General features: G+C 66.7%; 17 protein-coding genes. 6 read left to right on the top strand and 11 right to left on the bottom strand.

Features of this window, described 5'->3' with window-relative positions; translation table 11 throughout:
• Position 1: 1 nt before the first annotated feature.
• From AC4LGL_RS11065 to AC4LGL_RS11050, 4 genes are read right to left on the bottom strand one after another with little or no spacing between them, the layout of a single operon-like run.
• Positions 2-775, bottom strand: a complete 774-nt coding sequence (locus tag AC4LGL_RS11065) for a 3-oxoacyl-ACP reductase (protein WP_491838736.1) — start codon at positions 773-775, stop codon at positions 2-4.
• A complete protein-coding gene (locus AC4LGL_RS11060) occupies positions 776-2,140 on the bottom strand; it encodes an aldehyde dehydrogenase family protein (RefSeq protein ID WP_491838735.1) in 1,365 nt (454 codons plus the stop codon).
• Positions 2,137-2,856 (bottom strand): gamma-glutamyl-gamma-aminobutyrate hydrolase family protein, encoded by a 720-nt coding sequence (locus AC4LGL_RS11055; protein ID WP_491838734.1) that lies wholly within the window; start codon positions 2,854-2,856, stop codon positions 2,137-2,139. The genes AC4LGL_RS11060 and AC4LGL_RS11055 overlap by 4 nt, the downstream gene beginning before the upstream one ends.
• Positions 2,857-2,893: 37 nt before the next feature.
• Entirely contained in the window at positions 2,894-4,261 is a 1,368-nt protein-coding gene (locus AC4LGL_RS11050; protein WP_491838733.1) for a glutamine synthetase family protein, read from the bottom strand.
• Positions 4,262-4,450: 189 nt separating this feature from the next.
• On the opposite strand from AC4LGL_RS11050, the gene AC4LGL_RS11045 reads away from it, so the two are divergent.
• Positions 4,451-6,040 carry an amino acid permease gene (locus AC4LGL_RS11045; protein ID WP_491838732.1) on the top strand — a complete coding sequence of 530 codons (1,590 nt, stop codon included), beginning with the start codon at positions 4,451-4,453 and terminating at the stop codon, positions 6,038-6,040.
• Here AC4LGL_RS11045 and AC4LGL_RS11040 read toward each other — a convergent pair whose 3' ends face one another.
• Positions 6,041-9,367, bottom strand: coding sequence for a DEAD/DEAH box helicase (locus AC4LGL_RS11040; protein ID WP_491838731.1), 3,327 nt, complete (start codon positions 9,365-9,367; stop codon positions 6,041-6,043).
• A 97-nt stretch (positions 9,368-9,464) separates the two neighbouring features.
• Between AC4LGL_RS11040 and AC4LGL_RS11035 the strand changes: the two genes are divergently transcribed.
• Positions 9,465-11,270, top strand: coding sequence for an N-acetylglutaminylglutamine amidotransferase (locus AC4LGL_RS11035; protein WP_491838730.1), 1,806 nt, complete (start codon positions 9,465-9,467; stop codon positions 11,268-11,270).
• Positions 11,267-13,054: an N-acetylglutaminylglutamine synthetase gene (ngg, locus tag AC4LGL_RS11030; protein ID WP_491838729.1), complete on the top strand. Its 1,788-nt coding sequence runs from the start codon at positions 11,267-11,269 to the stop codon at positions 13,052-13,054. Before AC4LGL_RS11035 ends, ngg begins: the two co-directional genes overlap by 4 nt.
• A 230-nt stretch (positions 13,055-13,284) precedes the next feature.
• Here the strand turns inward: ngg and AC4LGL_RS11025 are convergent, their stop codons facing one another.
• The 5 genes from AC4LGL_RS11025 to AC4LGL_RS11005 all read right to left on the bottom strand — a co-directional run bounded on the left by AC4LGL_RS11025 (position 13,285) and on the right by AC4LGL_RS11005 (position 17,564).
• Positions 13,285-13,848 (bottom strand): alpha/beta fold hydrolase, encoded by a 564-nt coding sequence (locus AC4LGL_RS11025; protein WP_491838728.1) that lies wholly within the window; start codon positions 13,846-13,848, stop codon positions 13,285-13,287.
• Positions 13,849-13,911: 63 nt separating this feature from the next.
• On the bottom strand, positions 13,912-14,586 hold the full coding sequence (locus tag AC4LGL_RS11020) for a hypothetical protein (protein WP_491838727.1): 675 nt from the start codon (positions 14,584-14,586) through the stop codon (positions 13,912-13,914).
• A gap of 9 nt (positions 14,587-14,595) precedes the next feature.
• On the bottom strand, positions 14,596-16,095 hold the full coding sequence (locus tag AC4LGL_RS11015) for a cobyric acid synthase (protein WP_491838726.1): 1,500 nt from the start codon (positions 16,093-16,095) through the stop codon (positions 14,596-14,598).
• Between the two features lie 10 nt (positions 16,096-16,105).
• The gene (gene map, locus AC4LGL_RS11010; protein ID WP_491838725.1) at positions 16,106-16,963 is read right to left on the bottom strand and encodes a type I methionyl aminopeptidase; all 858 of its coding nucleotides are present in this window, start codon (positions 16,961-16,963) and stop codon (positions 16,106-16,108) included.
• 16 nt (positions 16,964-16,979) lie between these two features.
• Complete coding sequence (locus tag AC4LGL_RS11005; RefSeq protein ID WP_491838724.1) at positions 16,980-17,564, bottom strand: TetR family transcriptional regulator; 585 nt, start codon at positions 17,562-17,564, stop codon at positions 16,980-16,982.
• 41 nt (positions 17,565-17,605) lie between these two features.
• On the opposite strand from AC4LGL_RS11005, the gene AC4LGL_RS11000 reads away from it, so the two are divergent.
• The 3 genes from AC4LGL_RS11000 to AC4LGL_RS10990 all read left to right on the top strand — a co-directional run bounded on the left by AC4LGL_RS11000 (position 17,606) and on the right by AC4LGL_RS10990 (position 20,301).
• Positions 17,606-18,667: a DUF1214 domain-containing protein gene (locus tag AC4LGL_RS11000; protein ID WP_491838723.1), complete on the top strand. Its 1,062-nt coding sequence runs from the start codon at positions 17,606-17,608 to the stop codon at positions 18,665-18,667.
• On the top strand, positions 18,664-19,851 hold the full coding sequence (locus AC4LGL_RS10995; RefSeq protein ID WP_491838722.1) for a sulfotransferase family protein: 1,188 nt from the start codon (positions 18,664-18,666) through the stop codon (positions 19,849-19,851). The genes AC4LGL_RS11000 and AC4LGL_RS10995 overlap by 4 nt, the downstream gene beginning before the upstream one ends.
• Positions 19,852-19,920: 69 nt before the next feature.
• On the top strand, positions 19,921-20,301 hold the full coding sequence (locus AC4LGL_RS10990) for a PaaI family thioesterase (protein ID WP_491838721.1): 381 nt from the start codon (positions 19,921-19,923) through the stop codon (positions 20,299-20,301).
• A 2-nt stretch (positions 20,302-20,303) separates the two neighbouring features.
• On the opposite strand, the gene AC4LGL_RS10985 is transcribed toward AC4LGL_RS10990, so the two are convergent.
• Positions 20,304-20,891, bottom strand: coding sequence for a DUF1707 SHOCT-like domain-containing protein (locus tag AC4LGL_RS10985; protein ID WP_491838720.1), 588 nt, complete (start codon positions 20,889-20,891; stop codon positions 20,304-20,306).
• Positions 20,892-20,899: the final 8 nt, after the last annotated feature.

The following is a 20,899-nucleotide window of genomic DNA, read 5'->3' as shown; positions in this document are numbered from 1 at the left end:
GTCACAGGGGCGTCACGTACGCGGAGCTGATGCCGCCGTCGACGAGGAATGTCGAACCGGTGATGAACGACGCGTCGTCACTGGCCAGGAACGCCACCGCGGCGGCCAGCTCCTCGGGTTCGGCGAAACGGCCCAGCGGGATGTGTACCAGCCGGCGGGCGGCACGCTCGGGATCCTTGGCGAACAACTCCTGCAGTAGCGGGGTGTTGACCGGCCCGGGGCACAGGGCGTTGACCCGGATTCCTTGCCGCGCATACTGCACGCCGAGTTCGCGAGACATCGCCAGCACGCCGCCCTTGGATGCGGTGTAGGAGATCTGGGAGGTGGCCGAGCCCATCACCGCCACGAACGATGCGGTGTTGATGATCGAGCCCTTGCCCGCGGGCACCATGTGGCGCAGCGCCGCCCGGCACGACAGGTAGACCGATTTCAGGTTGATGTCCTGCACCCGCTGCCAGGCCGGCAGTTCGGTGGTCTCGATCAGGTCATCGTCCGGAGGCGAGATCCCGGCGTTGTTGAACGCGATGTCGACCGCGCCGAATGTCGCCGCCGCGGTGTCGAAGAGGTTGTCGACGGCATCCTGATCGGACACGTCGACCCCGACGAACAATCCGTCGAGTTCCTCGGCGGCGGCCTCTCCGGTGGCGGGGTCGATATCGCCCACCACGATCGTGGCGCCCTCGGCGCGCAATCGCCGGCCGGTGGCCAGGCCGATGCCGCTGGCACCACCGGTGATGACGGCGACCTTGCCGGCCAGACGTTGGGTCAGATCCATCTACAGCTCCTCTACTGCGAAAAAGACATTCTTGGTCTCGGTGAAGGACAGCGGTGCGTCAGGCCCCAACTCGCGTCCGAGCCCGGACTGCTTGAAACCACCGAACGGCGTGTTGTAGCGCACCGAGGAGTGTGAATTGACGCTGAGATTTCCCGATTCCACGGCCCGCGACACCCGCATCGCGCGCGAGAGGTTGTCGGTCCAGATCGAGCCCGACAAACCGTAGGGCGTGTCGTTGGCCAGTGCGATGGCGTCCGCTTCGTCTTCGAACGGGAGCACGGTCACCACCGGACCGAAGATCTCGTCGGTCACGGTGCGGTCCGTGCGCTGCGGCGTCAACACCGTCGGCGGAAACCAGAACCCGGGTCCCTCGGGGGCCGAACCCCGGAATGCGACCGGGGCGCCGTCAGGCACGTAGGAGGACACCGACTCCCAGTGCGGACGGGACACCAACGGCCCCATCTCGGTGTCGCGCACCGTGGGGTCCCCGACGGCCACGCCCTTGACCGCCGGCTCCAGCAGCTCCATGAACCGGTCGTAGACCTTGCGCTGCACCAGGATCCGGCTCCGCGCACAGCAGTCCTGTCCCGCGTTGTCGAACACCCCGTACGGTGCGGTGGCCGCGGCCTTCTCCAGATCGCAGTCGTCGAACACGATGTTGGCGCTCTTGCCGCCCAGCTCCAGGGTCACCCGTTTGACCTGGGCCGCCGCGCCGGCCATCACTCGCATCCCCACCTCGGTGGATCCGGTGAACACGACCTTGCGGACGCCTGGATGGGTGACGAACCGTTCTCCGACCACCGAGCCCTTGCCCGGCAGCACCTGAAAGAGCCCCTCCGGCAAGCCCGACTCGATGGCGAGCTCACCGAGCCGGATCGTGGTCAGCGGGGTCCATTCGGCGGGCTTGAGCACGACGGCGTTGCCTGCGGCCAGCGCCGGGGCGAAGCCCCATGCGGCGATGGTCATCGGGAAGTTCCACGGCGTGATCACGCCGACCACGCCCAGAGGCTCGTTGAACGTGACGTCCAGGCCGCCGGCCACCGGGATCTGCTTGCCGCTCAACCGCTCCGGAGTGGCCGAGTAGAACTGCAGAACGTCGCGGACGTGCCCGGCCTCCCATTCGGCCTGGCCGATCGGGTGCCCGGAATTGGCCACCTCGAGGGCGGCCAGCTCATCGATGTGGGCGTCGACGACACCGGCGAAGGCGCGCAGTGCGGCGGCACGCTCGGCCGGCGCCAGGCGGGCCCAGGCCCGTTGCGCCACCGCGGCACGGGCCACCGCGTCATCGACCGCGGCGACATCGAGATGACCGACCATGGTCAGCACCTCCTCGGTAGCCGGGTTGACGACCTGACTGGATGTCATGAAACCCTCTCTGTCGCATAGATTCTGGCTGCCTCTACCACGGCGGTGAACAACCGTAGATCATCGAGGCTCTCCTCCGGGTGCCACTGCACGCCCAGCACGAACACATCGCCGGGCAGCGTTGGATCACGTTCGACGGCCTCGATCACGCCGTCACTGTCGCGGGCGCTGACCACCAGGCCCTCACCGAGCCGGTCGATGGCCTGGTGGTGATAGCACTGCGCATCGGATGCGCCACCGATCAGCTCTGCCAGCTTGGTACCCGGAACGGTGAGCACCGCCGATGTGCCGAATATCGCGTTGCCCTTCTGATGATGGGTGTGACCGATCACCTCGGGCAGGTGCTGGTGCAGGGTGCCGCCGAGAGCGGTGTTGAGAACCTGCGCGCCCCGGCATATGCCGAGCACCGGAACACCGCGTCGCAGAGCAGCTTCCAGCAGCGCGAACTCCCAGGCATCGCGCTCGGTGGGCGCCTCGTTGGTGGCCGGGTGGGACTGCTGTCCATAGCGCGCCGGATCGACGTCCGGACCGCCGGTGATCACCAGCCCGTCGACGCGGTCGAGTACCGAATCGGCGATGTCGCGGTCCACCGGCTGCGGCGGTAACAGCAGTGCGATGCCACCGGCACGGGTGACACCCTCGAAGTAGATCTGCGGCAGGAAACTGGCACGAACGTCCCACACCCCCGTCTGCGCCTGCTGCAGATAGGTCGTCATGCCGATGACCGGGCCTGACCGTCTGCTCGCGCTGAAATCAGAGCCGTTCAAAGCCGCGGACCCTTTCCCAGTCGGTCACCGTGGAATTGAACGCCGCCAATTCGACGCGCGCGTTGTTGAGGTAGTGCTCGACGACGTCGTCCCCGAATGCCGTGCGCGCCACCTCGGACTTCTCGAACAGCTCAGCCGCCTCGGCCAGCGTGGTGGGCAACCGTTGCGCCCCACTGGAATAGGCATTGCCCGGCAGCGGGTCGGAAAGTTCCAGCTCGTGATCGATGCCGTACAGACCGCCCGCGATCAGTGCCGACACGGCCAGGTACTGGTTGACGTCTCCCCCGGGTGCCCGGCATTCCACCCGCATACCCGGCCCGTGGCCGACCACCCGCAACGCGCAGGTGCGATTGTCCATACCCCAGGCAATGGCCGTGGGCGCGAAACTGCCGTCGGCAAATCTCTTGTAGGAATTGATGTTCGGAGCGTAGAACAGCGTCATCTCGCGCAGCGTGGCCAGTTGACCGGCGATGAAGCTGCGGAACATCGACGACATTCCCTGCGGATCGGACTCGTCGGCGAACACGGGAGACCCGTCCTCGCCGCGTAGCGAGACGTGGATGTGACAGCTGTTGCCTTCGCGTTCATCGAATTTCGCCATGAACGTCAGGCTCTTGCCGTGCTGGTCGGCGATCTCCTTGGCACCGTTCTTGTAGATGGTGTGGTTGTCGCAGGTGTTGCGGGCGTGGTCGTAGCGGAACGCGATCTCCTGCTGACCCAGGTTGCACTCCCCCTTGACGCCCTCGCAGTACAACCCGGCGCCCTCCATGCCGAGGCGGATGTCGCGCAGCAGCGGTTCCATCCGGGTGGACGCCATCATGGCGTAGTCGACGTTGTAGTCGCTGGCCGGTGTCAGGCCCCGGTAGCCCGCCGCCCACGCCTCCCGGAAAGTGTTGTCGAACACCATGAATTCGAGCTCGGTCCCGACGTACGGCACGAGTTCGCGCTCGGCCAGGCGATCGATCTGCCGGTTGAGGATGCTGCGGGGCGCCTGTTCGACGGGGCGACCGTCGAGCCACGACAGGTCCGCCATCACCAGCGCGGTGCCGGGCAGCCACGGGATCAACCGCAAGGTGCTGAAGTCGGCTGTCATCACCATGTCGCCGTAGCCGGTTTCCCAGCTCGACATCGAGTAGCCGCCGACGGTGTTCATGTCGACGTCGACCGCGAGCAGGTAGTTGCAACACTCTGCGCCGTGGGCGGCGACCTCCTCGACGAACAACCGGCCCGAAACCCGCTTGCCCGTCAGCCGGCCCTGCATATCGCAGAAGGCGACGATCACGGTGTCGATCTCACCCGCCGCCACCATTTGCTCCAGATCGGCTCGTGCCAGCATGCCGGGGTTCTGGCTCATTGCGCACCCTCCTGCCCGTGTGGGGCTTGCCGACCAACCTGACGTCCAGCCGACCATTGTCTCGCCGATGACGTGACGATCGTGCACCGAATTAGCACGATTGTCACGTCAAAAGGTAGGACAACAGACCAATAAAGTTCTATGGTCCGTTTGGCAGACCGCCCACCGCCCGGCACACGAGGAGCCGCCATGCCCGAGGGGCACGAAGAACTCACCGAACAACTCACGGACGACGAACAACATCTCGCCAAACTCGGTTACGTCCAGGAACTGCAGCGGTCCTGGTCAGGATTCTCCAACTTCGCCATCTCGTTCTCGATCATCTCGATCCTCGCCGGTTGCTTCACGTCGTTCGGATTGGGCTGGAACAACGGCGGCCCGGCCGCCATCGCCTGGGGGTGGCCGATCGTCTCGGTCTTCATCCTGATCATCGGCTTCTGCCTGGCCGAACTGGTCTCCGCCTACCCCACCTCAGGTGGAATCTATTGGTGGGCGTCCAAACTCGGTGGGCCCAAGGCCGGCTTCTACACCGGCTGGCTCAACCTGATCGGCCTGATCGCGATCCTGGCATCGGTGTCCTACGGCAGCGCGACATTCCTGGATCTCACCCTGGGCACGTTCAGCGAATCCTGGCTGGCCGGCTACAGCCTGACCCGGGTGTTCATCATGTTCCTGCTCATCCTGGCCGTCTCGGCCGTGATCAACATCTTCTCGTCACACCTGCTGGCCGTCATCAACAATGTCTCGGTGTGGTGGCACGTCGCCGGCGCCTCCGCGGTGATCGCGATCCTGTGGCTGCTCCCGGACCAACATGCCAGTGTCTCTGATGTTTTCGCGAAGACCATCAACAATTCGGGGATCTTCTCCGGCTCGACGTCCGGTTGGGGCTTCCTGCTGTTCGTGCTACCGATCTCGGCGATCCTCACGCAGTACACGATCACCGGATATGACGCGTCGGCGCACCTGTCCGAAGAGACCAAGAGCGCGGCCAATGCCGCCGCGAAGGGCATCTGGCAGTCGATCTTCTACTCGGCGATCGGTGGCTGGATCCTGTTGCTGTCGTTCCTGTTCGCCGTGCAGAACTCCGACGAGGTTTCGGCCAATGGTGGCGCGGTCGCAACGATCTTCACCCAGGCACTGGGATCCAAGTGGGCCGGCGTCGTGCTGCTGATCGCCACCGCGGGCCAACTGTTCTGCACCACCGCCTGCCAGACCAGCGCCTCGCGCATGCTGTTCGCCTTCAGCCGGGACCGCGCGGTACCCGGACACCAATTGTGGTCGAAGATCAGCGCCACCCGCGTCCCCGCGAACGCCGTCATCATCACTGCGGTGATCGCCGCGATCATCACGCTGCCCGCCATCGTGCCGGTGAAGATTCCGGTCAACGGCGTCGACGTGCCGTCCCCGGTCGCGTTCTACGCGGTCGTCTCGATCGGTGTGGTGGGCCTGTACCTGTGCTTCGCGGTACCGATCTACTACCGGTGGAAGGCCGGCGACTCCTTCGAGCAGGGCAAGTGGAATGTCGGCAACAGGTACAAGTGGATGGCGCCGGTGGCGATCGTCGAGATCATCGTCACCGCGATCATCGCGATGTTCCCCACCTCGCTCGGTGGCATGCCGTGGGATCCGAGCTTCCAGTGGAAGTTTGTGAACTACACCCCGCTGCTAGTGGGCAGCGTGCTGATCCTGCTCTTCATCTACTGGCACGCTTCGGTGAAGCACTGGTTCACCGGTCCGATCAAGCAGGTGGACACCGCCAGCGCGCCCGTCTCCGGTTGATCAGCCGAGGAGTTCGCGGATATCGGAGGCGGTGATGGCCGAGCCGAACAGATCGCCGTCGTCGACCACCGCGGCGAACAGGGCCCGCTTGCGGTCCTGCAGCGCAACCACTTTCTCCTCGATGGTGTTCTCCGCGACCAGACGGTAGACGCTGACCGGCCGGGCCTGCCCGATGCGGTGGGCCCGGTCGACAGCCTGCGCCTCGGCGGCCGGGCTCCACCACGGGTCGCACAGAAAGCAGTAGTCGGCGGCGGTGAGGTTGAGCCCGAATCCCCCCGCCTTCAGGCTGATCAGGAACACTTGCTTGGTACCGGCACCGAATTCCTCGATGGCCCTGGCCCTGCCGTCGGAGTCGACGGAACCGTCGAGGTAGCTGTAGGCGATCCCCGCGGAATCCAGATGCGACCTGACGATGCCGAGGAACCCGGTGAACTGGCTGAACACCAGCGCACTGTGTCCCTCTGCCACCAGCTGATCGAGCTGTTCGACCAGGAAGTCGATCTTGGCCGAACCTACCGAGCGTGCGGCGTCGTCGATCAACCCCGGGTGCAGGCTGAGCTGGCGCAGCAGGGTCAGCGACCGGAAGATCTGGAACCGGTTCTTCTCCCAGTCCCCCAGCAGTCCCAACACTTTCTGGCGTTCCCGCGCCAGCCGCGTGTCATAGATCTTGCGGTGCTTGGCGCTCAGGCCGATGGTCAGCACCTGCTCGCTCTTCGGGGGCAGCTCGGTGAGCACCTGGCCTTTGGTGCGGCGCAACAGCACCGGTTTGATCCGCCGGCGCAGCACCGGAAGCAGGTCGTCGGCCTGGCCCGATTCGATCGGCTTACGGAAGTACGTCTCGAACACCTTCGGGGACGGGAACAGACCGGGCACGGTGATCGACAGCAGCGACCACAACTCCATCAGGTTGTTCTCCATCGGTGTGCCGGTGATCGCCAGTTTGAACGGCACCTCGAGCAGGCGAGCGGCCTGATGGGTCTTGCTATGATGATTCTTGACGAACTGGGCCTCGTCGAGAACCATTCCAGCCCATGGGATTTGCGAATAAGCGGCGATATCCATGCGCAGCAGCGTGTAAGAGGTGACGACGATATCGGCCGCGGCCACCTGTTCGGCCAACCCCACCGCCGCCCGGGCGGTGGTGGAGGTCAGCACCACCGCATTCAGGTCGGGGGTGAACTTGCGGCACTCGGCCACCCAGTTGCGGGCCACGCTCGTCGGCGCCACCACCAGGAACTTCCCGGCACCTCCGCTCACCGCCCGCGCGATGAGCGCCAGGGTCTGCACGGTCTTGCCCAGGCCCATGTCGTCGGCAAGCACTCCGCCGATCCCGTTGTCCCACAGGAACGAAAGCCAGTCCAGCCCGTCCCGCTGGTAGTCGCGCAGGTCGGCGTCGAGGCCCGCGGGCGGTTCGATGGGCGCCGGCGGACGCGCGGCGGCCAAACGCGCCAGATTCGCCCGCCACCGGGCGAGCTGCTCGTCGACAACGCCGAGCTCCAGCAGTTCGTCCCACAATGTGACGTTGAGCGATGCGGCATTGACCCGGTCCCCGTCGATCTCACCGAGCGCACGCGCCTCGTCGAGCAGTGCCCTCAACCGGACCAGCTCCGGCGTGTCGAGCCGGAAGTAGATACCCGACGGCAGCAACATGTGCGTTGCGCCAGTAGCCAATTCGCGAATGACCTCGGGCAGGGCCACCGTCTCGCCGTCCACGCACACCGTGACGTTCAGGTTGAACCAGTCACCCGGAACGGAGGTGTCCCCGGAGAACGACAGCACCGGGTCGGCACCGGCAGCTCGGTACCGGCCATCGGCATCGACGATCAGCTCCGCGTAGCAGTCCAGTTGCGGCAGGGTGTGGTCACACAGCACCGCGGCCTCCACCGCGGTGAGAGTGACGCCGCCCAGCAGAGTGCGCCGGGACGCGACCGCGACCGCGTCCACAGCACTCACGGCATTGACGATGGCCCGTAACTCGTGGACGGCCTCGGCGTCGAGCGTCGTGGAGATCCGGCGGTTGACATGCTGTGAGGCTTGACGTTTCCAGTCCTGCGCGGCCGCTGCGACCACCTGCAACGCCGGTAGTACCCGCTGCCAGAGCTCCTCCTCCGCGGCCGGGTCGCGATATCCGATCAGCCCGGCCGAAGACAACGGGTCGAAGTCGTGATGCTGATCGTTGACCTCGTACCGGGTGCTCCAGAAGACCCGTGCGCCGCCGTCGACGACCTTGACGGTCAGCGCGGGCTTCGGGCCGGTGATGGTCGGTGGGACGAAGAGACCGTCGGCGACCTCCATGTCCACGCTGCTGGCCAGCCGGGGCAGGATGTCGACCGCGAGTTCGCGCGCCATGTCGGCCGGGATGTGCACCTGCTCGTGGTGGCCCAGCATTTCGGCCATGGTGCGTGCGGGCACCGGATCGAAGGCACCCATGCGTAGCACCGAGTCGACAACCTGGAACATCCCGTGCGGAGCGGGCATCCCGATCAGCCCGACGCCGTCGGGCTCGCGTTCCTGTCCGTCGACGATCAGGGACACTGACATCACCGCACCGCCGCCGCCCTCGGCGGCGAAGTCCAACCGGAGGTGGACGTTCTTGGCCAACTCGACCGCACGGATGCCCGTTGCGGCGTCTGCCAGGATGGTCACGCCGGCGGCGAGCACGTCGTCGAGCCGTGGCCACAAGGTGGCGGGCATTCCGTTGAGCATCATTCCCTCGCCGCTGTGCGGCGAGGAGTACCGCACCATCTCCGACACCAGCGCCCGCACCGCCCGGTACTGCTCGCGATCGAACTCGCCCGAATCGGGATAGTCCGCGAGGCGACCCCAGGTCAATGCGCGGGTGATCCAGGTGCCCCGTTTGCCCAGCGTCAGCGGACGCAGCATCAGCAGGGTTCCCGGGCGGTAGCGGGTGGGTGCACCGATGGAGAATTCCAGCGCGATCGGTTTGCCGCCCCCTGCCGGGGCGGCCACCTCGTCGAGCACCTTGTCGAGCACGTAGCGCCAACGCTCCACCGGCTCATGGGCCGCATCGGCCGGGGACGCCGCCAGCACCAGGGCGACGGCATGTTTGCAGAACGACCCCACGGGGCATGAACACAGTGCCCACTCGACGACAGCCCGACTTCCCGGCGACAGTCCGACCTCAAGGACATACAGCTGACCATGCGAACCCACGCACCGTCCGCGCAGCAGACGCTCGTCGGCATCGAACTCGATGTCGCGGACCCGGCCCTCGGCGGCATAACGTTCGCCGCGCACGGTCGACTGCGCTCCGAAATCGCGAATCAGCTCGTCACGGGCTATCCCGAAGCCGAATCCAGGCCTCATGCGAGGAGAATAGGGCCACTGTCCGACATGTCCTGGTCACACCCCCGACACACCGCGGGTGACGCACCGACGCCAGATCCTGTGTAGGGTCGAACTGATGTGTGGAGCCGCCGGGGAGGTGCGTCTCGATGGCCGGACACCGGATATTTCAGCGGTGTCGGCCATGGCAGACGCGATGGCACCCAGGGGTCCGGACGCGGCCGGTGTGTGGTCGCAAGGCCGGGTCGCACTGGGTCACCGCCGCCTGAAAATCATTGACCTGACCGAAGCGGGCGCCCAGCCCATGGTTGATCCCGAACTGGGATTGACCGTTTGCTGGAACGGCTGCATCTACAACTACCAGGAGCTGCGCCGGGAACTGTCCGGGCACGGTTACCGCTTCTTCTCGCACAGCGACACCGAGGTGTTGCTCAAGGCCTATCACCACTGGGGTGACCGGTTCGTCGAGCACCTGATGGGGATGTTCGCGTTCGCGATCGTCGAGCGGGACACCGGCCGGGTGCTGCTCGGCCGCGACCGGCTGGGCATCAAGCCGCTGTACATCACCGAGGACAACCATCGGATCCGGTTCGCCTCGTCCCTGCCGGCACTGCTGGCCGGCGGCGGCGTCGACACCCGGATCGACCCGATCGCACTACACCACTACCTCACGTTCCATTCGGTGGTGCCCCCTCCGCTGACCATCCTGCAGGGCATCAAGAAGGTGCCGCCCGCGTCGGTGGTCGCGATCGAACCAGACGGCAGCCGGCACACCACCGTCTACTGGTCACCCGATTTCAGCCGGCACGCCGACCGGGCCGACTGGTCTGAAAAGGACTGGGAGGACGCGGTACTGGAGTCACTGCGGCGCGCTGTCGAGCGGCGTCTGGTGGCCGATGTGCCCGTCGGGTGCCTGCTGTCCGGCGGGGTCGATTCTTCGCTGATCGTCGGCCTGCTCGCCGAAGCCGGCCAACACGGTCTGTCCACCTTCTCGATCGGTTTCGAGTCCGTGGGCGGCGTGGCCGGTGACGAGTTCAAGTACTCCGACATCATCGCCGAGCATTTCGAAACCGATCATCACCAGATCCGGATCGACACCGACCGCATGCTGCCCGCCCTCGGCGGGGCGATCGGCGCGATGAGCGAACCGATGGTCAGCCACGACTGCGTGGCCTTCTACCTGCTCAGCCAAGAAGTGGCCAAACACGTGAAGGTGGTGCAGTCCGGGCAGGGCGCCGACGAGGTCTTCGCCGGTTACCACTGGTACCCGCCGATGGCCGAACCGGGCGCGGCCAGCCTTGACGGTTCGGTGGCCAGCTACCGGGGCGCGTTCTTCGACCGGGACAGCGCCGGAGTGAGTGCGCTGATCAGCGACAGCTACCGCGCCGACGGGGACCCGAGCGGGGTGTTCGTGACCGATCACTTCGCTGCGGCGGGCGCCGAGACCGGGGTGGACCGGGCGTTGCGGCTCGATACGACCGTGATGCTGGTCGACGATCCGGTCAAGCGGGTCGACAACATGACCATGGCGTGGGGTCTGGAGGGCCGCGTGCCGTTCCTCGATCACGAGCTCGTCGAGTTGGCCGCCACCTGCCCGCCGGGCCTGAAGACCGCGTACGGCGGCAAGGGTGTGCTCAAACAGGCTGCGCGCCGGGTGATTCCGGCAGCCGTGATCGATCGCCCCAAGGGGTATTTCCCGGTCCCGGCGCTGACCCACCTCGAGGGGCCGTACCTGGACATGGTCCGCGATGCGCTGTATGCGCCGGAGGCCAAGGAGCGCGGGCTGTTCCGTCCCGAGGCCGTCGACCGGCTGCTGGCCGACCCGAACGGCAGGCTGACTCCTCTGCGTGGCAACGAGTTATGGCAGATCGCGCTGCTCGAGTTGTGGCTGCAGCGCCACGGTGTGACGGGAGCCGCGGCATGACCGCCACCGACCACGATGCGTCGGCCCCGGCACTGGAGCCCGACCACACCGAGGCGATCACGCTCGGCCTGCACGATGCCTCCCCCCAGCACCTCGTCGACGCCATGGCCGACGATGTGGTGCTCGAATTAGGCTGGGGCCGGCTGATTTTCGGGCAGACATTCGCCGACCCCGAGACACTGGCCGAGGTGCTGCAGCAGGAGGGCCCGGGCCGCCGCGACATCTGCATCTACGCCCGCGAATCGCACGTGCTGATCGCCCGCTCCCCCGCGGAACTGTTCATCGACCCGAGCCACACCTACCGGTTGCGGTTCACCGATGAGCTCACCGCGGCCGACCCCGTCGGGTTCACCGTGCGTACCTTGCAGACGCCGAACGACGCCGACGCGATGAACCGGGTGTACGTGCGGTGCGGGATGGTGCCCGCACCCGTCGACGTCATCTGGCACAACCACACCCTCACCCCCGCCGTGGTCTATCTGGTCGCGGTGCGCGACGACGACGGCAGTGTGGTGGGCACCGTCACCGGCGTCGACCACAAGCGACTGTTCGCCGACCCTGAGGACGGGTCGAGCCTGTGGAGTCTGGCGGTGGATCCGGCCGCCGGACTCCCCGGCGTCGGCGATGCGCTCACCAGGACCCTGGCCGGGATCTTCCGCGAGCGGGGCCGGGCTTACCTGGATCTCTCGGTGGCCCATGACAATTCCGCCGCGATCGCGCTGTACGAGAAGCTGGGCTTCCATCGCGTTCCGGTGCTGGCCGTCAAGCGTAAGAACGCGATCAACGAGCCGTTGTTCACCCATCCTCCGGAGACCGTGGACGATCTGAATCCGTATGCCCGCATCATCGCCGACGAGGCGATGCGCCGAGGCATCCGGGTCGAGGTTCTCGATGCAGGCGCCGGAGAGATGCGGCTGTCGCACGGCGGCCGCAGCGTCGTCACCCGGGAGTCGCTCTCGGAGTTCACTTCTGCGGTGGCCATGGCCCGCTGCGACGACAAGCGCCAGACCCGGCGCATCGTCTCCGACGCCGGCATCACGGTGCCCAAGGGCCGGCTGGCCAGTTTCGACGCCGAGGATCACGAGTTTCTGGCAGAGGTCGGCGATGTGGTGGTCAAGCCCACCCGCGGCGAGCAGGGCAAGGGCATCACCGTCGGGGTGGACGGCGGCGACGAACTCGACGCCGCGCTGCACCGAGCCCGCGAGCAGTACCCCGAGGTGCTGATCGAGCAGCGCGCCGCTGGCGACGATCTTCGGTTGGTCGTGATCGACAGCAAGGTGGTGGCCGCCGCGATTCGCAGGCCGGCCGAGATCGTCGGCACCGGCAAGCACACCATCGGTGAGCTGATCGAGACGCAGTCGCGGCGCCGCGCCGCCGCCACCGGTGGGGAATCGCGCATCCCGATCGACGACGTCACCAAGGGCACGGTCGCCGAGGCCGGATGGTCATTCGACGATGTGCTGCCCGAGGGCGAGCGGCTGCGGGTGCGACGGACGGCGAACCTGCACCAGGGCGGGACGATCCACGACGTCACCGCGGAGGTGAACCCGGAACTGTGCCGGGTCGCAGTGGCAGCGGCCGACGCGCTCGGCATACCGGTGACGGGAATCGACCTGCTGGTGCCCGATGTGACGGGCCGTGAGTACGTCTTCATCGAAGCCAACGAACGCCCGGGCCTGGCCAATCATGAGCCGCAGCCCACGGCGGCGGCGTTTGTGGATTTCCTGTTCCCGCAGCAGCCGGGGTTGCCGCAGGCCTGGATGCCTTCGGAGGCGGCTGACTGAGCGCCCGCGCGGAGGGCAGGCTCAGCCCGCCCCGCGTTGTCACTCCAGCGTGACACTCGACGGCCGGAGCCACTCCAGCGTGACAAACGCGAACGGTCCGGTCACCGGCCCACATCTGCTGTCACTCCAGCGTGACACTCGGCGGCCAGAGCCACTCCAGCGTGACAAACCGCCGGGCGGGCTGAGCCTGTGACCTGGACCTGGACCTGAACCTGGACCTGAAGCGCAGGTCACCAACTACTGGTGCGCAGCACGATCTCGGCCGCCAGTTGCGCGGTCGAATCACCGGCATTGCGCCGGCCCGGCATCTCCACCATGCGGAAGTCACCGTAGACATAGCGTTGGCTGGCCTTGGCCACTGCGCGAGCAGCCGGGGTGCTGACCAGCACGGTGGTGTTCATCTCCACCGGGGGGCATTCGTCGTCGCGGATCACGCCGGTGGCGTCGGCGACACGTGGGTGGCCGCGGTCCACGACCACCAGGCCGATGAACTTGTCCAGCCGGGTGGCGGCCAGCTCCCAGGCGAGTTCTCCCCCGAGTCGGTCACCCACCAGCAATGCCCATTTGATGTTGAGCGAGTCGAGAATGCCGACCACCGACTTGGCGGTCAATCGCGGATCGGGACCGATGATCACCGTGCGCAGTGACGCGGTGTGCAACCGTCGGCAGATCGGCTCATAAGCGGCCGGACCGTGATGGCCCGCGCTCAGCACCACCACGGTGGAACCCTTCTCGGGTCCCGAGACGTCGACGGGCGTGGTGAATCCGTCGATCGTCGCGACGGTGGTAAGCATTCGGACAAACTACCGTCCAGTAGCGACGTGCGGGCCGGAATCAATATTGTCCTGACGCCTGCGTCAGCGTGCGTCGAGGCGGTGGGCCTGGATACCGAAAATATCCAGAAATGTCTGCGGCAATGCACCTTTGGCGACGATCGATGGATTCTGGGCCGGGAATGCGATGCCGAAAACCGCCCAGTTGCCGACGTTTTCGAAGGCGAAGAAGATGCTCTGTTCACCACCGCCCAGACGCATGGTCTGTTGATAGGCCAGGGCCGACGCACGCGGCGCGGCGAGCTTGGTGGTGGTCATCGGGATGCCCTTGTCCGCCGGATCGAAATACGTGGAGAACTGCGCGCACCGTTGCGCGGTGTCCGCCAGCCGATCGAGCGGCAAGGGCGAGCTCATCACCGTCAGCACCATGCGCGCGCCGTCGTAGGCGGCGATGATCTGCGCGGCACTGCCCGGGCCCCGCTCGGCGGATTCGGCGATCACCCGGGTCATCCCGTCGCTGCATCCCGCCGGTGTGGACAGCATCGGTGGCGGCCCACCGGATCCGCCCGGACCCACACCGTCGTCGATCACGCGATCGAACTGCACGCCCGGAGGGAAGTCGGCGGGGGTCAGCAACACCTTCTCGAGGGTGGCTCCGGGCCACGTGGGAGATCCGGCGACCACGGTCGAGCAACCGGACACCGTCGTCATGGCGACCAGTCCCACCAAAGCTGCCACCCACCGATGGCGCCGATTCATCTGCCCAGGTTACCGAGGTACGTCGACGAGCGCAGTGCTCATGGTGGGCCGCGGCGGAGGCCCGTGCCACACCAGGTCCATCACGGCATCGACGTCGAGATGTGCGGCCAGCAAGTCGGCCATGAGATCCAACTGGGCATCACGCCGACCCCGGACGTCGATGTCGTCGGCAACCACGAACCCTTCGCGATCCGCGGCCGCGGCGACCTCGGTGAGCCAGGCCCGACGCAGGCGGTCATTGTCGAGCAGACCGTGCCAGTGGGTGCCGTACACCGCGCCGCGACGCAGCCCGATCCCCAGCCAATCATCGGCCGCGCTGCGAGTCACCTGCCCATGATGGATCTCGTAGCCCCACAACGGTTCTTCCCAGTGTCGCAGGGTTTTCTGGAGAGCGAATTCGATGTCGGCATCGATCAGCCCCAGCCCCTCGACTGTTTCCGAGGTCGCGGACTCGACGCCGTCGTCGATGCGGCGGCACAGCATCTGGAACCCGCCGCACACCCCGAGCACGGGCCGGCCCTGGTCTGCGTGTTCGAGAATGGCCTCGGCCAGGCCGCGTCGTCGTAGCCAGGCCAGGTCGCTGACGGTGGCTTTGCTTCCGGGGATCACCACGAGGTCGACGCCGGCGAGGTCTGCGGCGTCGGCGACCCAGCGCACCGCAACGCCGGGCTCGCAGGCCAGTGCCTCGATGTCGGTGGAGTTGGAGATGCGCGGCAGCCTGATCGCGGCGACCGTGAGTGTCTGCGCCCCGCGGGGCGATTGCGGTGTGCCCACCATGCCGCCGGGCCGGACCGACACCGAATCCTCGGTGTCGAGCCAGATTCCGTCGTCGAACGGGATCACGCCGTAGGTGGGCCGTCCGGTCAGCTCGAGCAGCTGCCGCAGTCCGGGTTCGAGGAGGGCTGGGTCGCCACGGAACTTGTTGACGACGAATCCCGCGATCAGGGCCTGGTCCTCGGGGGCCAGGACCGCCACGGTGCCGTGCAGGTGGGCCAGCAGACCGCCGCGGTCGATGTCACCCACGACGATGACCGGCAGGTCCGCCGCGCGGGCCAGCCCCATGTTGGCCAGGTCAGTGGCACGCAGGTTGATCTCGGCCGGTGAGCCGGCCCCTTCACAGATCACCACGTCGAATTCGGATCTCAGCGAGGCCAATTCGTCGGCGACGACGGTGGCGAGCCGCTCCCGGCGGGTGAAGTAATCGCCGGCGGCCACCGTTCCGGCCACTTGGCCGCGGATCACCAACTGCGACGTGCGATCCCCACCGGGCTTGAGCAGGATGGGGTTGAACCTGGTGCTGGGCGCCAGCCCGGCGGCCCGGGCCTGCATGGCCTGGGCGCGGCCGATCTCGCCGCCGTCGACGGTGACCGCCGAGTTGTTGGACATGTTCTGCGCCTTGAACGGCGCCACGGACAGACCCTTACGCGCCAGCAACCGGCACAGCCCCGCCACGACCATGGACTTGCCGGCATCGGAGGTGGTGCCGGCGACCAGCAGCGCCCCGCTCACGGTTGCCGCGTCACGGCAGCGTGAGGATCTCGGCGCCGTCCTCGGTGACCACCAGGGTGTGCTCGAACTGAGCGGTCCACTTGCCGTCCTTGGTCACCACGGTCCAGTCGTCGTCCCAGATCTCGTAGTCGAGCGACCCGAGGTTGATCATCGGTTCGATGGTGAACGTCATGCCCGGTTCCAGCACGGTCTCGACAGCCGGCTGATCGTAGTGCAGAACCACCAACCCGTTGTGGAACGTGGTGCCGATGCCATGCCCGGTGAAATCGCGAACCACGTTGTAGCCGAACCGGTTTGCGTAGGCTTCGATCACCCGGCCGACGATCGACAGAGCCCGCCCCGGCTTGACCGCCTTGATGGCCCGCATGGTCGCCTCGTGAGTGCGCTCGACGAGCAGCCGGTGCTCCTCGGAGACGTCGCCGGCCAGGAAGGTGGCGTTGGTGTCGCCGTGTACGCCGTCGATGTAGGCGGTGACGTCGATGTTGACGATGTCACCGTCCTCGACCACGGTCGAATCCGGAATTCCGTGACAGATCACCTCATTCAGCGAGGTGCAGCAGGATTTGGGAAATGCCTTGTAGCCCAATGTCGATGGATAGGCGCCGTGGTCGATCATGTATTCGTGGGCGATGCGGTCCAACTCGTCGGTGGTGACGCCGGGAGCCACCGCCTTGCCGGCCTCGGCCAGTGCCGCTGCCGCGATCTGTCCCGCGACGCGCATCTTCTCGATCACCTCTGGGGTTTGCACCCAGGGTTCGCTGCCCTCCTGCACGGTGGACTTCCACGCGTATTCCGGCCGCGGGATCGACTTCGGAACCGGCAGGGTCGGTGACTGCACGCCGGGGCGCAGGGCGGTACGAACTGGCATGTGGACAGCTTAATCGTCAGCCCACCGACAACGCCCCCAGCGCCGTGCGCACCCGCTGCGGCAGCGACCCGCCGTGCTCGAGCCAGTCGTCCAGTGCGATGCGCACCGCCGCCATCGCGAGCGCGCCGATCAGGCGCGGCCGGGCGTCGTCCGGGGTCAGGTCGGCGAATCTGGGGGCCACCAACTCGGCGATCGCCGTCTCGTAACCGACGTAGATCTGCAGCGTCCAGGCGCTCAGCGCCGGCGACGACCGGGTCAGTACGGCCAGCTCACGCACCTGATCGCTGATCGTGTCGAAGCCGTCGCCGAGGTCTCCGAACGCGGCCACCACCGCTTCGTGCGCCGACAATCCGCTGGGCTGGGCGGCCAGTTGCGCGGTGATCACGTCCAGCCAGTGCCTGGTCATCCCGTCGGCGACGGCGTCCTCCTTTGAGGAGAAGTACCGGAAGAAGGTGGCCCGTCCGACCTCTGCCTCGGCGGCGATCTGTTCCACCGTGGTGGCTGCCAGCCCGCCGGCAGCCACCAGCGCGGCGGCGCATGCGGCGATCCGGTCGCGGGTGGCCTGCCGCTTGCGAATGTTGAGGGGAATCGGTTCGGTCATTTCACATATGAGACTACGTCTCATTTGAGACCCTGTCTCGCATGAGCGAAGAACGCGCCCCGAAAACCCTCGAAGCCTGGCAGTTCGTCCAGAAAATGCTCGGCGACATCACCGAGATCGTGAAAGGCGATGCCCGCGACGAGCGCGAACTGCTCGACGGGCTACGGGTGGTGTCCCGGGTGGCGGCACTGTGCTCGGAACTGTCGGTGGAGGCCGACCCCGAAGTGCCGTGGTTCTTCGACATGTGCTCGCCCACCCGGATGGTCGGCGGCCCCAATCCCGACGGCCGCTACCTACTCGCGATGATCCGCGGCGACCGCACCTACCGGATCACCGGAACCCGCGGCACCACCGCCTATCTGGGTTTTCAGGTGCTTGCCGGCACCGGCATGACGCCGCGACGGATGGCCGCCTACCTCAGCGACACCGATCTGAAGCTCGACGGCGACACCTTCACGATCGTCGTGTCGGCCGAGCGGCCGGCCGGACTCGACGGCGCGCAATGGCTGCAGATCCCCGCCGACGCCGCCTCGATCGTGGTGCGTGAATACGTCGGCGACGCGGCCACCGAGACCCCGGCAACCCTGCAGATCGCGACCCTCGACGCCGGTCCCCCACAAGCGCTGACCGACGCCGAGGTGGCCGATCAGTTCACCGCGATGGCCTGGACGCTGATGAAGCTGACGACTCTGCACCGCACCATCAAGCCGGAACTGCTGACCCGGCCCAACGAGCTCGTCACCGCCGAGGCCGCCGCGCTGGGGTCCGCGGACACCAGACCCGACAACCTCTACATGATCGGCACGTTCGACCTTGCCGACGACGAGACGCTGCAGCTCGAATTCATCCCGCCGGACACCCGCTACTGGAACGTGACGCTGGAGAACATCTGGCACGAGTGCATCGAGCCCCGGCGCCGACACAGTTCGGTGACGGACAAAGGCGTCGCGGCCGACGCCGACGGCAAGGTGCGAATTGCCATCGGCAACAAGGACTCCGACCACGGCCACTGGCTGGACACCGGCGGCCGTCGCCGGGGGTTCGTGGTGCTGCGCTGGCTGGACAATCCGGCTGCACCCGAGGTGAAGGTGACGGTGCGATGACCCAGCACCGTTTCGATCCCGACACGCTGATCGCCCAAGCCTGCACGATCGCAGACAGCGACGACTTCGGGGAACCCGACGGCTGGCGCGAGGATCTCACACGCCTGGCCGACGGGCTGGCAGGCGAAGCCCGGCTCAACGACCTGGGTATCGAGATCGCCGTCATGGACATCGTCAACCCGCTCGTTCACCGCCTTCGAATCATGCAGTGGCGCAAGGACAATCCGGCTGTTGCGGCTACCCCAGTCGAGCGGCCCATCTTCATCGTCGGTCAGCCTCGCACCGGCACCACCATCCTGTTCGACCTGCTGGCCCAGGATCCCGCGCTACGACCGCCCCTCACCTGGGAGGTCGACGCGCCATGGCCCTTGCCCCGACCCGATACCTACACCACAGATCCGCGCATCGCCCAGATCCAGGCGAACATCGAGATGTCCGAGCAGCTGGTGCCCGGTCTGTTGGCGCATCACCCGATGGGAGCACTGGTCGGGCAGGAGTGCGTGCGGATTTCGGCCGGACAGTTCTGCAGCATGATCTTCTCGACCCAGTACCGGCTACCCACGTACTACCGCTGGCTGCTCCACGATGCCGACCACCGCAACGCCTACCGCTACCACCGGATGTTCCTGCAACACTTGCAGTCCGGAGTGCCCGGGCCAGGTACCGCACCCCAGTGGCTTTTGAAATCGCCTGCCCATCTGTGGCAACTGGACGCGTTGGTCGCCGAGTACCCGGACGCGCTGATCGTGCAGACCCACCGCGATCCGCTCAACGTGATCTCCTCGATCGCCGCGCTCACCACGCACCTGCGTCGACTGGCCTCCGATCACAGCGACATCACCGAATGCGCCACGCAATCGCGCGAGGAGATCGTCGTCGGGCTGGAGAACTCGATGAAGGCCCGCGACTCCGGGATACTGGCCGCGGGCCAGATCGTCGACGTCCAGTTTGCCGACTTCATCCGCGATCCGTTCACCACGATCCGCGGCATCTACGAGGCACTGGACCGCGAGCTCACCCCGGTGGCCGAACAGCGCATGCGGGACTTCCTGGCTGCACACCCCGGGGACAACGGCGGCGCGCGCTACACGTGGAGCAACACCGGTCTTGACGCCGGGGAGGTTCGCGCCCAGGTCGCCGGCTATCAGGAGCGGTTCGGCGTCCCCACCGAAGCGCTGCGGTAACCGCTGCGAGAGCGCTCCTCTCATGAACCGGTAATGGTGTTACCGTACGGGGATGACTGAGGCACGGCGATGACCGAAACCGTTCATGTGCTGCAACTGCTGGACTACCGCGAGGTCGAGTCGAGCGCCGACCGGCTGGTACTCGAAATGGACAACCGGCCCGACCTCGCCAACGTCCGCGGCGCCCTGCAGGGCGGGCTGGTGGCTACCCTGATCGACATCGCGGCAGGGATGCTGGCCGGCAATGCCAGCGGGGTCGGCTACGACGTGACGACCGCCGACCTCAACATCCACTTCCTCGCGCCGATCATGGGAACGGCTCGCGCGGAGGCGAAGGTCGTACGGGCCGGTAAACGCCTCATCGTGACCTCGGTCGACGTCACCGACGTCACCCGCGACCGACTCGCGGCTCGCGCGACCCTTACGTTCGCGGTGCTCGAACCCCGCTGAGATCAGGACCGGCGCAGCGTTAGCTTCCAGTTGCGCCGCGGCCCACGGATATCCACCGAACCGCACACCACCTTGCCGGTCAGGATGATGTGTGGGGAGCCGTCGGCCGGCGCGTCGCGACGGTGATCGTCGGCGCTGCCCACGATCACCTCGACGTCGTCGATGGAGGCGCTCGCGCCGTCCGGCAACCGGATCTCCACCGACCCGAATTTCATGTCCAGCTCGATGACCACCATCGGCCCGGCGAACCGGGCCCGGGTCAGATCCAGCTCCACCGAGCCCATCCGGCGCACCAGTGCCAGCCGGGTCGGAACGGTCCATTCACCCTGACGTTTCAGTGAGCCGAGCACACCCCGCAACTCGACGCGGTCGGTGGCGGTGGTGACGATGGCTCCAGGTCCCGGCAGATCCCCCACCAGCGCATCGAGGTCCGAATGCAGACGGGCGTGCGAGACCATCGCCGAGCGCTCCTCGAACTCGGCGATGTCGATCAGTCCGAGTGCCACGGCATTGTGCAGCCGCCGCAGCGTGCCATTGCGGTCCGCATCGGAGACCCGTAGGTCCACAGATTGTTCATTGATCCCTGTCATGGCAGGTT

This window comes from Mycolicibacterium arcueilense (assembly GCF_058536225.1).
The sequence above is the reverse complement of the archived record's forward strand: the minus strand, read 5'-3'. Positions and strand labels throughout refer to the sequence as shown.

What these genes read in the sequence shown, in the direction of transcription:
- AC4LGL_RS11065 (WP_491838736.1), bottom strand. Translation starts at nt 775, where the DNA reads ATGGATCTGACCCAACGTCTGGCCGGCAAGGTCGCCGTCATCACCGGT.
- AC4LGL_RS11060 (WP_491838735.1), bottom strand. Translation starts at nt 2,140, where the DNA reads ATGACATCCAGTCAGGTCGTCAACCCGGCTACCGAGGAGGTGCTGACC.
- AC4LGL_RS11055 (WP_491838734.1), bottom strand. Translation starts at nt 2,856, where the DNA reads ATGACGACCTATCTGCAGCAGGCGCAGACGGGGGTGTGGGACGTTCGT.
- AC4LGL_RS11050 (WP_491838733.1), bottom strand. Translation starts at nt 4,261, where the DNA reads ATGAGCCAGAACCCCGGCATGCTGGCACGAGCCGATCTGGAGCAAATG.
- AC4LGL_RS11045 (WP_491838732.1), top strand. Translation starts at nt 4,451, where the DNA reads ATGCCCGAGGGGCACGAAGAACTCACCGAACAACTCACGGACGACGAA.
- AC4LGL_RS11040 (WP_491838731.1), bottom strand. Translation starts at nt 9,367, where the DNA reads ATGAGGCCTGGATTCGGCTTCGGGATAGCCCGTGACGAGCTGATTCGC.
- AC4LGL_RS11035 (WP_491838730.1), top strand. Translation starts at nt 9,465, where the DNA reads ATGTGTGGAGCCGCCGGGGAGGTGCGTCTCGATGGCCGGACACCGGAT.
- ngg (WP_491838729.1), top strand. Translation starts at nt 11,267, where the DNA reads ATGACCGCCACCGACCACGATGCGTCGGCCCCGGCACTGGAGCCCGAC.
- AC4LGL_RS11025 (WP_491838728.1), bottom strand. Translation starts at nt 13,848, where the DNA reads ATGCTTACCACCGTCGCGACGATCGACGGATTCACCACGCCCGTCGAC.
- AC4LGL_RS11020 (WP_491838727.1), bottom strand. Translation starts at nt 14,586, where the DNA reads ATGAATCGGCGCCATCGGTGGGTGGCAGCTTTGGTGGGACTGGTCGCC.
- map (WP_491838725.1), bottom strand. Translation starts at nt 16,963, where the DNA reads ATGCCAGTTCGTACCGCCCTGCGCCCCGGCGTGCAGTCACCGACCCTG.
- AC4LGL_RS11005 (WP_491838724.1), bottom strand. Translation starts at nt 17,564, where the DNA reads ATGACCGAACCGATTCCCCTCAACATTCGCAAGCGGCAGGCCACCCGC.
- AC4LGL_RS11000 (WP_491838723.1), top strand. Translation starts at nt 17,606, where the DNA reads ATGAGCGAAGAACGCGCCCCGAAAACCCTCGAAGCCTGGCAGTTCGTC.
- AC4LGL_RS10995 (WP_491838722.1), top strand. Translation starts at nt 18,664, where the DNA reads ATGACCCAGCACCGTTTCGATCCCGACACGCTGATCGCCCAAGCCTGC.
- AC4LGL_RS10990 (WP_491838721.1), top strand. Translation starts at nt 19,921, where the DNA reads ATGACCGAAACCGTTCATGTGCTGCAACTGCTGGACTACCGCGAGGTC.
- AC4LGL_RS10985 (WP_491838720.1), bottom strand. Translation starts at nt 20,891, where the DNA reads ATGACAGGGATCAATGAACAATCTGTGGACCTACGGGTCTCCGATGCG.